This is a genomic window from Enterococcus sp. LJL99, assembly GCF_054871725.1.
The window spans coordinates 28,488-41,267 of the sequence record NZ_JBTXLT010000010.1; the positions used below are offsets into that span (position 1 = coordinate 28,488).

Here is a 12,780-nt window from a genome sequence, read left to right on the forward strand (position 1 = left end):
TGGCTAGGGAATTTTGAGATGACTTTCAGCCGCGTAGATTAGAAAATCTATAGTGGCTTTTTTAGTTCCTTTTTACATGAGGTGTTCACTGTAGATTTTTCTAAAAAATTTACGTGAACACCTTTTTTGTTAAAAAATGAAGCAAGAATCATTCTATCTAAGTTTAAAACAAAGAAGAATGGATCAAAAAAATTAGGAGGAAGAACAAAAATGGAAAACAAAATCACGGGACATACAGGTTTAGTCGGACTATTTGCAACACCTATTCGTCATAGTGTTTCGCCAATGATTCAAAATACCGCTTTTCAAGCATTAGGGATTGATGCGGTCTATCTTGCTTTTGAAGTAGGCAATGACGGATTAGGACAGGCAATTGAATCAATTAAAAATTTAGAAATGCTTGGAGCGAATTTATCTATGCCGAATAAAATGTTGGCACTTGAATCAATGGATGAATTAAGTGAAGCGGCAAAATTAGTTGGTGCAATCAATACAATTACCAACGATAACGGTAAACTTACTGGACATATTACTGATGGAACAGGATTTATGAGAAGTTTAGATGACATTGATGTAAATGTAATCGGCAAGAAAATGACGATTATTGGAGCAGGCGGAGCAGCAACGGCCATTATTGTTCAAGCGGCGTTAGATGGGGTGAAGGAAATCGCAGTTTACAATCGCAAGGATGAATTCTATGAAACAATACAAGAAAAATTGACGTATATTGCTGATAATACGCCATGTAAAATTCAGTTGAATGATTTAGCTGATGAAACAAAATTAGCAGCGGATGTTGCTGAGAGTGCGCTTTTATTAAATGCAACGGGTGTTGGTATGAAACCGATGCAAGATAAAACACCAATCCAAGATTTTTCCATCATCCGTCCAGATTTGGCTGTATGCGATGTGATTTACAATCCAAGAGAAACAGAATTTTTAAAACAAGCAAGACTGCGTGGCGCTAAAACAAATAATGGTCTGGGTATGTTGTTATATCAAGGCGCAGCGGCTTTCAAATTGTGGACAGGACAAGAAATGCCAATCGATATTGTGAAACCAATCATCGAAAATAACTAAAAATATAAACTAAAAAAAACTTAAAATAGAGGAGCAACTACTAATGATCGTAATCATGAAACCAGAAGCAACAAAGGACCAAATTAAATCAGTTATTAATCGTGTGGAAAGTGAAGGACTTGAAGTACATTTAAGTGAAGGAAAAGAACAAACAATTATTGGTTTAGTTGGTGACACAAGAAAAATGCAGGATGTAGCTTTTAACAGTTACGATGGGGTTGAAAAAGCCGTTCGAATTTCTTTAACCTACAAATTGACAAGTAGAGAATTTCATCCAGAAAATACAATTGTAGATGTTAATGGCGTGAAAATTGGTGATGGATCATTAACAACAATGGCGGGTCCTTGTTCAATTGAAAGTTTGGATCAAATCAGAGAATGCGCGCGCATTGCTAAAGAAGGTGGCGCAACAGTTTTACGTGGTGGAGCATTTAAACCAAGAACTTCTCCTTACGCTTTTCAAGGATTAGAAGAAGAAGGATTAAAATATATCCGTCAAGCAGCCGATGAATTAGGTATGCAAGTCATCACAGAAGTCATGGATGAAGCACATATCGATATGGTAGCTGCTTACAGTGATATTCTACAAATTGGTGCAAGAAATATGCAAAACTTTAAATTATTACAAGCTGTAGGAAAAACTGGTAAACCAATTGGTCTAAAACGTGGTATTTCTGGTACAATTGATGAGTGGTTAAATGCTGCTGAATACATTGCTGCTCAAGGTAACTTCAATGTGATTTTTATTGAGCGTGGAATTCGTACCTACGAAACAGCAACTAGAAATACATTGGATTTAAGTGCCGTACCATTAATCAAAAAATTAAGTCATTTCCCAATCATTGTTGATCCAAGTCATGGTGTAGGTATTTGGGATTTAGTTCCACAAATGGCTAGAGCAGGAGTTGCTGCAGGAGCAGATGGACTGATTGTAGAAATTCATCCAGATCCGATCAATGCATGGTCAGACGGTCCTCAATCACTGAATGAGAAAACATACATACGTATGATGAAAGAAGTCAATATTATTGAAAAAGCAATGCAGGAAATTAACGCATTAGATTAAGTAGAAATAAATGGAACGAAGGATAAGAGGAAACGTATAATATAAAGTTTATCCTTCGTTATCCTAGTTGTCATAAATAGTACAAAAGGAGCTTGAATAAAATGAAATTGACAGTAACATTACCTAATCATTCATACGATTTAACAATTGAAAGAGGCTTGTTAGCTTCAATTGGTCAATGGGCGTTAAATTTATGGAACCCTCAGAAAGTTGTCGTTATTACGGATACAAATGTTCAGGCACTCTATGGTGATTTAGTTGTAGAAAGTTTGAAGAATGCTGGTTTTGAAACGTCTATCTATGCGGTAGAAGCTGGTGAACAAAGTAAAAGTTTGACTGTTGCCGCTGAGTTATATGATTTTTTAGCCGAAAAAGGACTAACTCGTAGTGATGGTGTGATTGCGCTGGGTGGCGGTGTTGTTGGAGACCTAGCGGGTTTTGTTGCTTCAACCTATATGAGAGGCCTACACTTTCTGCAAGTTCCCACTACTTTATTAGCTCAAGTGGATAGTAGTATTGGGGGCAAAACAGCAGTTAACACAGCGAAAGCTAAAAATTTAGTTGGTACGTTTGCTCAACCAGATGGTGTATTGATTGACAGTAATACTCTGAATACATTAGAAATCAGACGTGTACGTGAAGGAATCGCCGAAATCATTAAGTCAGCGGCTATTGCTGATAGTACGCTTTGGGAACGTTTAGCAATATTAGAAGATGAACAAGATTTATTGAATCATGCGGAAGAAATTATTGCAGCATGCTGTAAAATCAAACGAAAAGTAGTGGAAGAAGATGAACTAGATAACGGGGTTCGTTTATTACTTAATTTTGGGCATACAATTGGTCATGCGCTTGAAAATACGGCTGGTTATGGTGTTTTGACTCACGGAGAAGGTGTTGCTCTTGGGATGAGCCAAATTAATAAAGTTGCCGAAGCGAAAGGTCTAACTCCTTTAGGAACAACAGAAAAATTAAACGAAATGATTCTAAAATTTAATTTACCGATTACTACAGATACTTGGGATGAGGCGAAACTTTATGAGGCATTGACTCATGATAAAAAGACAAGAGGCGGTCAAATTAATATTATTTTGTTAGAAGAACTCGGGAAAGCTAAAATAGTAAAAGTACCTGTGGAAGAAATGAAAAGTTATTTACAATAGGAGGAAGTAAGATGCGATTTATTACAGCTGGTGAATCACACGGACCAGAATTAACAACAATTATTGAGGGATTACCGGCCGGGATGCCGCTATCTCCAGAAGATATTAATTTAGAATTAGCGCGCCGCCAAGGTGGTTATGGTCGTGGTGGACGAATGCTAATAGAAAAGGACCAAGTTAAGATTACCTCAGGCATTCGTCATGGAAAAACGTTAGGTTCTCCTGTGACGTTAGTGGTTGAAAATAAAGACTGGAAAAACTGGACTTCAGTAATGTCAATCGAAGAAGTCTCTGAAAAGGAGAAAAAGATCCGACGGTTAAATAAACCTCGTCCAGGTCATGCTGATTTAGTCGGTGGAATCAAGTACCAACACGAAGATTTAAGAAATGTATTAGAACGTTCATCGGCACGAGAAACCACAATGCGCGTTGCAATTGGAGCAGTTGCTAAAAAATTATTAAGTGAATTAGCCATTGATGTGGCAGGTCATGTGGCAGTATTAGGTGGCATTGAAGCGACGATTCCAGAAAATTTAACTGTTGCCCAAATCAAAGAGCGTTCAGAAAAATCTGATGTTCGTGTTCTGGATCCTTCAGTTGAACAAGAAATGCGTGATTTAATCGATCAAACGAAAAAAAATGGTGATACAATTGGTGGAGTAGTTGAGGTCGTTGTTGGTGGTGTGCCAGTTGGACTAGGTAGTTATGTTCAATGGGACCGTAAATTAGATGCTAAAATCGCTCAAGCAGTTGTGAGTATTAATGCATTTAAAGGAGTTGAATTTGGGATTGGTTTTGAAATGGGTAACCGTCCTGGAAGTCAAGTCATGGATGAAATTGTTTGGAGTAAAGAAACTGGTTATACTCGTACATCCAATAATTTAGGTGGTTTTGAAGGTGGAATGACCAATGGAATGCCAATCATTGTCAGAGGTGTAATGAAACCAATTCCGACACTGTATAAACCACTTCAAAGTGTCAATATCGATACCAAAGAACCTTATAAAGCGAGTGTTGAGCGTTCTGATAGTACAGCTGTTCCAGCCGCTAGTGTTGTCTGTGAAGCGGTTGTTGCGACTGAAGTTGCTCAAGCAATGTTGGAAAAATTCTCAAGTGATTCTTTTGAGCAAATGAAAAAAGAAGTTGAAAATTATCGCCTTTATACTCAAACATTCTAAATCAACTAAAAAATGGAGAGTGGCGAAATGAAAAAAAATGTTGTTATTATCGGTTTGGGTTTAATTGGTAGCTCACTAGCGTTGGCAATCAAAAAAGCTCATCCATTAGTAAAAATTACTGGGATTGACGTTGATCAAGAATCTATGCTATTTGCTGAAAAGAGAGGGATGATCGATGAGTCTGCCGAGCTAACTGAAAAGGCACTAGCTAATGCGGATGTCATCATTTTAAGCTCCCCAGTCAAAAATATGGTGACACAATTAAAAGAAATCAGTCAGATGCATTTAAAAAAAAATGTCATCATTACTGACGTTGGAAGTACAAAAAAAGCGATTGTCGATGAGGCGAATTTTCTTGGTTTGACTAATTTTATCGGTGGTCATCCAATGGCAGGTTCCCATAAATCTGGTGTTAGTGCTGGGGATGTCGATTTATTTGAAAACGCGTATTACATTTTAGCGCCTTCATCAGAAAAGCAAGCGTCGTCAGTTAAGCTGTTACAAGACCTTTTAAGCGGTACACGAGCTAAATTTGTTGTTTTAAGTAGTGAAGAGCATGATCAAATCACAGGGATGCTTAGTCATGTGCCTCATATTATTGCAGCAGGCTTGGTCAATCAAAGTAGTGAGTTTAATAATGAACATCCAAGATCGAAGCAACTGGCAGCAGGAGGTTTTAGAGATCTTACTCGGATTGCTTCCTCTGATCCAAGGATGTGGACGGATATTTTATTGAGTAATCAACAACCAATCCTTTCACTAATGAAAGATTGGCAAGCAGAAATGGACCGTATAATCGAATGGATTGCGACAGGAAATCAAGAAGCAATTTTCCAATTTTTTTATGAGGCGAAAGAAACACGTAACCAAATGCCTATCCATAAAGAAGGTGCTATTCCTGCCTTTCACGATTTATTCGTTGACGTTCCCGATGTACCTGGAGTAATTGCAGAAGTGACGGGAATTTTAGGCGAAAATCGTTTATCACTGATTAATTTAAAAATACTAGAGACACGAGAAGATGTTTATGGTATTTTACAATTAACCTTTAAAAATCAACTTGATTTACAAAAAGCAAAAGAAATATTAGAAAAACAAACAAGCTATTTATGTTATGAAAAATAAAAAAGGTGGGGTATTCTTGGATTTAGTAACAAATAAAACACAACTTCAAGGAACAATTGCGGTTCCAAGTGATAAATCAATTTCTCACAGAAGCATTATGTTCGGTTCTATTTCAGAAGGAAGAACCGTAATCAAAAATTTCTTGCGAGGCGATGACTGCTTAAGTACATTACAAGCCTTTAGAGATTTAGGCGTTTTTATTGAAGACGATGGCGAAACCATTGTTGTTCATGGAAAAGGTTTTTCGGGCTTAAAAGAGGCAAAAAATCCAATTGATGTAGGTAATTCTGGGACTACTATTCGTTTAATCATGGGAATCTTAGCGGGGCGTCCCTTTACTACAGAATTATTTGGTGACCATTCAATTGCTAAACGACCAATGAATCGTGTCATGTTGCCGATTAATGAGATGGGAGCTGTTTGTACTGGACATGATGGATCAGAATTCCCACCATTGAAAGTTGAGGGAACAGAACAATTAAAACCTATTTCATATGAAATGCCAGTTGCTAGCGCACAAGTGAAGTCAGCAATTTTATTTGCTGCTTTGCAAGCAAATGGACAATCGGAAATTACTGAAAAAGAAAAAACTCGGGATCATACAGAAGATATGATTAAACAATTTGGTGGCAGTATTTCGGTTGAAGGTAAAAAAATCACAATAACGGGTCCGCAAAAATTAACAGGACAAGAAATCACAGTACCTGGAGATGTTTCATCTGCTGCTTTTTTCTTAGTTGCAGGGCTTGTTTTAGCGAATAGCCAAATTAAATTGACGAATGTTGGACTAAATCCAACTCGAACAGGTATTATTGATGTTATTCAACAGATGGGCGGCAAATTAACCATCGAAGAAACTGGCAATGAATCGAATAAGGCTGGTTCACTAACGGTAGAAACGAGTGACTTAGTTGGCATCGAAATTGGTGGTGAAATCATTCCACGTCTGATTGATGAACTGCCAATTATTGCTTTATTAGCAACGCAAGCAAAAGGAAAAACAATTATTCGTGATGCGGAAGAATTAAAAGTAAAAGAAACGAATCGAATTGATGCCGTGGCTACCGAATTGAATAAAATGGGCGCAAATATTGAACCTACTGAAGATGGAATGATTATTCATGGTGGGACTGAATTACATGGCGCAGAGGTAACAAGTTATGGCGACCATCGCATTGGTATGATGTTGCAAATAGCAGCTTTGTTAGTAAAAGATGGTGAGGTTCATCTAGATAAACCTGAAGCGATTTCTGTTTCTTACCCAGCCTTCTTTGATGATTTAGAAAAACTATATAAATAAAGGGGATTACAATAGATGAAAGGTATTATATTAATTGGTTTTATGGGAGCTGGGAAAACAACTGTTGGTAGATTGCTCTCTCAAGAAACAGGTATGGATCATATTGATTTTGATGACAAAATCGTTGAAGAGATCGGGATGACGATTCAAGAATATTTTGATTTGCATGGTGAAGCTGCTTTTAGAGAACGAGAAACAGCCGTTTTAAAACGATATTTAGACCATAATCAAGTTGTATCTACTGGTGGTGGAATTGTGATGCGTCCTGAAAATCGTGAGTTGCTAAAACAAATGGCGCCAGTCGTTTATTTGAAGACCAAACCAGAAAGCTTTATTTCTCGTCTGAAACAAGATCATACTACTGTTCGCCCGTTAGTCGTTTCGAAATCAGCAGCGGAAATTCAAGAAGTTTTTGAACCAAGAATCCCTTTATATGAAGAAAGTGCAAGCATTATAATTGAAACAGATAATAGAACTCCTGAAGCAATTGTGAAAGAAATTTTAGAGAATATTTAGGTAGGTGAACTAAATGAAAGTTGGTTATCTGGGACCAGAAAGCTCTTTTACACACACTGCGACAAAAACCGCTTTTCCTGATCAAGAATTAGTTCCCTGTCATTCTATTCCGGCCTGTATAAAAGCGGTTGAATTTGGTGAAGTAGATCTTGGGGTCGTTCCAATTGAAAATACAATTGAGGGTTCTGTCAATACAACAGTGGACTATCTTTTTCATAAAACAACGATTCCAGTTGGGGCGGAAATTGTATTGCCGATTTTCCAACAATTGATGGTCGCAAAAGAGAATGCACAAGATTGGCAAAGTGTGACCAAAATTTTATCTCATCCTCAAGCATTAGCGCAATCTCAAGAATTTATTCGATCTATTTTTCCGATGGCGGATTTAGAGCAGACACCATCGACTGCTTATGCAGCGAGTTATGTTGCAAAAAATTCAAACCAAAAAATTGCTGCGATTGCGCCTAAACTTTCTGCGTTAACCTATGATTTAGCTATTGTAGGTGAGAATATTCAAGATGTGGCCATTAATCAAACAAGATTTTGGGTTATTGGTGCCGAGAAAGTAGAATTGCCGATACCAGTTGAGAATAAAAAAATGACGATTGCCATTACGATGCCGAATAATATGCCAGGAGCTTTACATAAAGCTTTATCTGCATTCAGTTGGCGCGAAATCGACTTGAGTAAAATTGAATCGCGACCACTAAAAACGACATTAGGTGAGTATTTCTTTTTGATTGATATCAATGTACAACGACCATTAGAGCTACTTGAAAATGCGCTTGATGAAGTTCGCTTAATGGGTGGCGAAGTGAAAATATTTGGAATTTATGATGTACATCCAATCCATGGAGTATAAAGATCTGAAAAGGTCTTTTTATTTTTTATTAAATTAGGTAATATAGATTGAGAAATACCGTTAAAATAGAGTATTCTTAATAATGATACTATAGAGATATAACTACTACTAAAATAAGTTGTGAAGTAAAAAAACGAATATCTTCAAGCATTTCTTGACGGTGGATAACAATCAACTCCTTTCGATAGTTTTTGACAAAAATAATTTTATCAATAAGAGCTGATTGTATCTATAAATTGGAGTGACAAAGGGATTCGCTATATCCCTAAAACGTACACGGTTATTGATTTTATAACGTTTTGCATATAGCTAATGATACTACATAAAAGAGGTGAGGGAAATAAGTCGGGTGGATCGTTATAAACATATTCATGAACAAGCAGAGTCACCAGAAACAAAAAAGACCTTTAGCCCAAGAAAAGAAAAAGTAAAGAATCATTCAGAACAACAAAATGTTTATTTCGAAAATGAGGAACCAAGAGAGGATTACTCAGAGCAAAATACTTCTCAAAAGAGAAAATCACAAAAATTAAAAAAACAAAAACCACCAAAAAGACGTAAGAAATTTGGTTGGTTTAAAAAAATCTTTCTTGTTTTTATATTACTTCTTGTATTAGCAATCGGTTTATTTTTTAAAGGGAAAAATTTTGCTGAAAATGATACGTCACTTCCAAAAGAAGCTACAGAAACGTTTAATGGAGTAAAAAGTGCGAATGGTGCTCATAATATTTTAATTTTAGGTAGTGATACTAGAGGAGAAGATGCTGGGCGTGCAGATACAATCATGGTTCTTCAATTAGACGGACCCTCGAAGAAACCTAAACTAATTTCTTTTATGCGAGATACTTTTGTGGATATTCCTGGATTAGACCCTAACAAAATCAATAGTGCATATGCTTATGGTGGAGCTGAGTTAGTTCGGGAAACATTAGCTGAAAACTTTAATATTGATTGTCAATATTATGCAAAAGTTGATTTTCAATCATTTGAAAAAATCATAGATGCGATGTTTTCTAACGGCGTTAAAATAGATGCTGAAAAAGATATCAATTTAGATGGCGTTGATATTGCAAAAGGTGTTCAAAAAATGGATGGTCATGTCTTATTGCAGTATGCGCGATTCCGAATGGATGAAGAAGGAGACTTTGGGCGAGTGAGAAGGCAACAGCAAGTGATGTCTGCAGTCATGTCTCAATTGAAAAATCCACTGACCTTGATTCGAACACCAGAAGCATTAGGTCGTTTAGTAGGATATATGTCAACAGATATTCCAACAAGTTTTATGATTAAAAATGGTCCTTCACTTTTATTGAATGGTTCAGGTGGGATTGATCGTCTTACGGTTCCAGTTGAAAATTCTTGGACTTATGCAGATTATGATTATGCAGGTAGTGTTTTACAAATAGATTTTGACCAAAACCAACAAGCAATAGAAAATTTTTTGAATTAAAAGAATTAATGGTGTGATTATAATCTTTTTTGTGTTATATTTATTTTATTGTGTGAATTTATTGAAATGAGGTTAAAAGATGAAAATTGCTGTTGTAACAGATAGTACAGCTTACTTGCCTGATAGAATAAAAGATCATCCAGATCTTTTTGTTATTTCGATCCCAGTTATTTTAGATGGAAAAACATATAATGAAGGCATTGATATTGAAGCTGATGAATATTATACATTATTAAATAACAGTAAGGAATTCCCAAAAACCTCTCAACCGGCATTGGGCGAGGTAATTGAACTATATGAAAGAATTGCTAGAAAAGGCTATGATACGATTATTAGTATTCATTTGTCTTCTGGTATTTCAGGTTTTATTAATACGTTATTTACGCTAACGAATTCGATTGATGGTGTGACACTGTATCCTTACGATTCTAAAATTACGAGTGTACCGATGGGTCATATGGTCGAAGCAACTTTAGATTTAATTGATAAAAAAGCTGAACTAGATGAAATTTTTTCAAAACTTGATGCGATAAGAGATAATACATATGCTTATTTAATAGTAGATGATTTGAATAATTTAGTTCGTGGAGGACGTTTAACCAATGGCGCAGCTTTGATTGGTACCTTATTAAAAATTAAACCGATTTTGACATTTGAAGATGGGCAAATTGTGTTACACGAAAAAATTCGCTCTACTAAAAAAGCTTTTGCAAGAGCAAAACAAATTATTGGTGAAAGAGATCAAGAAATTGATATACCTGTAAAATTTTATGTGATTCATGCTAACAATTTAGTCGTTGCTGAGGAAGAAAAGTTAAAATTACAAGCGCAATATCCTAATGCAATTGTTGAAATTGGTCATTTTGGACCTGTAATCGGAAGTCATTTGGGAGAAAAAGCGATAGGTATTTGTATTTCTGCACAATAATTTGTTTTTTAGATATCATTAAATTTTATTGTAAGAGCGAAGGGTCTGGAAAGGTGCTTAGTCAGCTGTTTTCCAGACCCTCTAGCTATGAAAAAATTCAAAGCATTATTTCAGTTTTTTTGTTGGATATTTAGTATAATTGATGCGGGAGGCGAATGGATGAATCGAACGGAGGCGCGTTTACAAAAAGATAAAATGAAACAGGTTCAACTGCTTGCTGTTTATTACCAAAGTCTTAAGCAATTACCAAATGGCGAAAAACGAGATCAAGTTATTCGAGAAATATTGGTTTGTAAAAACGCAATAAGTAAAATCAACCAGCAACTAACTGAATTGGCTACAGATAGTACCAAGTAATTAAATAGTAAACTTTGTCAAAATTATAAAATATAAGGTTTAGTTGTATCTTTCTAAAAAATAAGTGCTATAATCTATTTCATAGACAAAATAGACGCTCATATTTGATTAAGTTGGCATACAAAATTTTATGATTGGTCTCAAATGATTTTTATAAAGGAGTAATCTATTTGTTTATTGATTTTTTTACAATTATTTTAGGTCTATTTACTTTAGTATTATATAGTTACCTTTATTTAGTACAAAAAAGCATTCGTATAAAATCACAAAAAGCGAGCACAAATTTTTGGTTTTTATTTTTGATAAGTACTGCGAGTTTGATTTATTCATTTTTAATTGGGCATCAAATTAAAGGCGTATTGGCAGCGTTGATTTTGCTTAGTTTTTTGATTGATGCTAGAGGCTTAAGTGAAGATCGAATTATTGCGAGTCCATTTGATCGGACAGGTACTTTATATTCTGAAATTGATAGAATCGTGTTATTGTTAAAAAATGAAGAAATAAAAATGAATTATTTCAAAAATGGTCATCGAGAACCGATGTTAAAATTTTCTGGTTCACTTGAAGAGCTATTAGAATTTTTAGCTTCCAGATTAAATAAACAAGTGGAAATTGATATTTTGATAGATGAGGAATAACTATAGTTGATTAGCAGTCTACAAAGTAAAATAGATTAGTATTTATTACTAAAATCAATTAAAGATATTTTGAAAGGAAGTCTTGTTGTGAGCGACGAACTTGAGCAGCGTATAGCTAAATTAAAGGAACAATACAGCTTGTTACCTTGTGAAAAGAAAATGGAGTTTAAACATAAACTTAAAAGAAGGAATTTTCTTAACTATAAGAAAATAGAAATCATAAAAGCAGAATTGCTTCGTTTAGAAGCTAAACGCGCACAAATGGAGCTTTGTGAAAAAGAGAAAGATTTAGCGCTTATTGAAGAAAAAATTCGTATGAAAAAAGAAAAATTACTGCGCTGCTTAGATAGACAATTAAATTAGTATGCTAAGAATAATCATTTTCAGATGTTCTAGAAAAAATTTGACGGGTGAATTGTTTCGCTTGTTTTTTGAAGTTCTTCACAATTTCAAGTAGAAAAAATTCGTTATCTAAAGAATTTTTTTGTTTTACTCTGATGATGAGAAGTGTTGCGATTTAATAATTAAGTTTACTGCTAGTGATTTGATTTAAATAGTCCAATCAAATCATTAAATTCAGTAATTTTGAAAAAATACTGAAATTTATACATTTTTTAAGCTTATTACCTAGTAAGTAGTTGATGTATTCTTCTTTTATTCGTTAGCTCCCCAAAACGAACACTACAACCGACTTCAATCATTCCTCTTTTTTTCTAAGAGTCTATGCACCAAAAAGAAAAGTGAGTGAGATAAAAGAAAGTAAAAAAATTTTTATCCTTTAAAACCGAATAATTGGTATAAAACAATCAGAATCTCGGCAATTTCCTGACCATCATTCATTGTAAAAAAACGTAATCACTGCTGGTTTGTCCAATTGCTCGATTCTAACCGATTGTTTAATGACCTGTATTATCGGCGTAAAACAATCAGAATCTCGGCAATTTCCTAGTCATCATTCATTGCAGAGAGCGCAATAACTAATGATTCGTCCAATTGCTCGATTCTAATCGATTGTTTAATGACCTGTATTATCGGTGAAAAGGTTAATTAAACTACTTTTGTCTTATCTTCATTTGATCAATTTCGATACAATGAAAAAATATTGGAAAATCAGATT

Annotated in this window: 13 protein-coding genes; all 13 read left to right on the plus strand. The window is 35.0% G+C overall.

Annotation, left to right across the window (positions count from 1 at the left end):
• Positions 1 to 210: 210 nt before the first annotated feature.
• The 13 genes from aroE to ACYSNW_RS13985 all read left to right on the plus strand — a co-directional run bounded on the left by aroE (position 211) and on the right by ACYSNW_RS13985 (position 12,026).
• Complete coding sequence (gene aroE / locus ACYSNW_RS13925; RefSeq protein ID WP_461745464.1) at positions 211 to 1,080, plus strand: shikimate dehydrogenase; 870 nt, start codon at positions 211 to 213, stop codon at positions 1,078 to 1,080.
• Positions 1,081 to 1,123: 43 nt separating this feature from the next.
• A complete protein-coding gene (gene aroF, locus ACYSNW_RS13930) occupies positions 1,124 to 2,146 on the plus strand; it encodes a 3-deoxy-7-phosphoheptulonate synthase (protein WP_461745466.1) in 1,023 nt (340 codons plus the stop codon).
• Positions 2,147 to 2,247: 101 nt separating this feature from the next.
• A complete protein-coding gene (gene aroB, locus ACYSNW_RS13935; RefSeq protein WP_461745467.1) occupies positions 2,248 to 3,309 on the plus strand; it encodes a 3-dehydroquinate synthase in 1,062 nt (353 codons plus the stop codon).
• Positions 3,310 to 3,320: 11 nt separating this feature from the next.
• Positions 3,321 to 4,487: a chorismate synthase gene (gene aroC, locus ACYSNW_RS13940; RefSeq protein WP_461745469.1), complete on the plus strand. Its 1,167-nt coding sequence runs from the start codon at positions 3,321 to 3,323 to the stop codon at positions 4,485 to 4,487.
• Between the two features lie 27 nt (positions 4,488 to 4,514).
• Positions 4,515 to 5,612: a prephenate dehydrogenase gene (locus tag ACYSNW_RS13945; RefSeq protein WP_461745471.1), complete on the plus strand. Its 1,098-nt coding sequence runs from the start codon at positions 4,515 to 4,517 to the stop codon at positions 5,610 to 5,612.
• A 16-nt stretch (positions 5,613 to 5,628) separates the two neighbouring features.
• A complete protein-coding gene (gene aroA, locus ACYSNW_RS13950) occupies positions 5,629 to 6,912 on the plus strand; it encodes a 3-phosphoshikimate 1-carboxyvinyltransferase (RefSeq protein ID WP_461745473.1) in 1,284 nt (427 codons plus the stop codon).
• A gap of 15 nt (positions 6,913 to 6,927) precedes the next feature.
• Positions 6,928 to 7,428 carry a shikimate kinase gene (locus tag ACYSNW_RS13955; protein ID WP_461745475.1) on the plus strand — a complete coding sequence of 167 codons (501 nt, stop codon included), beginning with the start codon at positions 6,928 to 6,930 and terminating at the stop codon, positions 7,426 to 7,428.
• Between the two features lie 13 nt (positions 7,429 to 7,441).
• The gene (pheA, locus tag ACYSNW_RS13960; protein WP_461745477.1) at positions 7,442 to 8,290 is read left to right on the plus strand and encodes a prephenate dehydratase; all 849 of its coding nucleotides are present in this window, start codon (positions 7,442 to 7,444) and stop codon (positions 8,288 to 8,290) included.
• Positions 8,291 to 8,630: 340 nt separating this feature from the next.
• Positions 8,631 to 9,740 (plus strand): LCP family protein, encoded by a 1,110-nt coding sequence (locus ACYSNW_RS13965; RefSeq protein ID WP_461745623.1) that lies wholly within the window; start codon positions 8,631 to 8,633, stop codon positions 9,738 to 9,740.
• A gap of 79 nt (positions 9,741 to 9,819) precedes the next feature.
• On the plus strand, positions 9,820 to 10,668 hold the full coding sequence (locus tag ACYSNW_RS13970; protein ID WP_461745479.1) for a DegV family protein: 849 nt from the start codon (positions 9,820 to 9,822) through the stop codon (positions 10,666 to 10,668).
• A 159-nt stretch (positions 10,669 to 10,827) separates the two neighbouring features.
• The gene (locus ACYSNW_RS13975) at positions 10,828 to 11,025 is read left to right on the plus strand and encodes a hypothetical protein (protein ID WP_461745481.1); all 198 of its coding nucleotides are present in this window, start codon (positions 10,828 to 10,830) and stop codon (positions 11,023 to 11,025) included.
• A 170-nt stretch (positions 11,026 to 11,195) separates the two neighbouring features.
• The gene (locus ACYSNW_RS13980) at positions 11,196 to 11,663 is read left to right on the plus strand and encodes a hypothetical protein (protein WP_461745483.1); all 468 of its coding nucleotides are present in this window, start codon (positions 11,196 to 11,198) and stop codon (positions 11,661 to 11,663) included.
• Between the two features lie 87 nt (positions 11,664 to 11,750).
• Entirely contained in the window at positions 11,751 to 12,026 is a 276-nt protein-coding gene (locus tag ACYSNW_RS13985; RefSeq protein ID WP_461745485.1) for a hypothetical protein, read from the plus strand.
• Positions 12,027 to 12,780: the final 754 nt, after the last annotated feature.

Coding starts and splice junctions, on each gene's coding strand:
- ACYSNW_RS13955 (WP_461745475.1), top strand. CDS start 6,928: ATGAAAGGTATTATATTAATTGGTTTTATGGGAGCTGGGAAAACAACT.
- aroC (WP_461745469.1), top strand. CDS start 3,321: ATGCGATTTATTACAGCTGGTGAATCACACGGACCAGAATTAACAACA.
- ACYSNW_RS13975 (WP_461745481.1), top strand. CDS start 10,828: ATGAATCGAACGGAGGCGCGTTTACAAAAAGATAAAATGAAACAGGTT.
- ACYSNW_RS13945 (WP_461745471.1), top strand. CDS start 4,515: ATGAAAAAAAATGTTGTTATTATCGGTTTGGGTTTAATTGGTAGCTCA.
- aroB (WP_461745467.1), top strand. CDS start 2,248: ATGAAATTGACAGTAACATTACCTAATCATTCATACGATTTAACAATT.
- pheA (WP_461745477.1), top strand. CDS start 7,442: ATGAAAGTTGGTTATCTGGGACCAGAAAGCTCTTTTACACACACTGCG.
- ACYSNW_RS13970 (WP_461745479.1), top strand. CDS start 9,820: ATGAAAATTGCTGTTGTAACAGATAGTACAGCTTACTTGCCTGATAGA.
- aroF (WP_461745466.1), top strand. CDS start 1,124: ATGATCGTAATCATGAAACCAGAAGCAACAAAGGACCAAATTAAATCA.
- aroE (WP_461745464.1), top strand. CDS start 211: ATGGAAAACAAAATCACGGGACATACAGGTTTAGTCGGACTATTTGCA.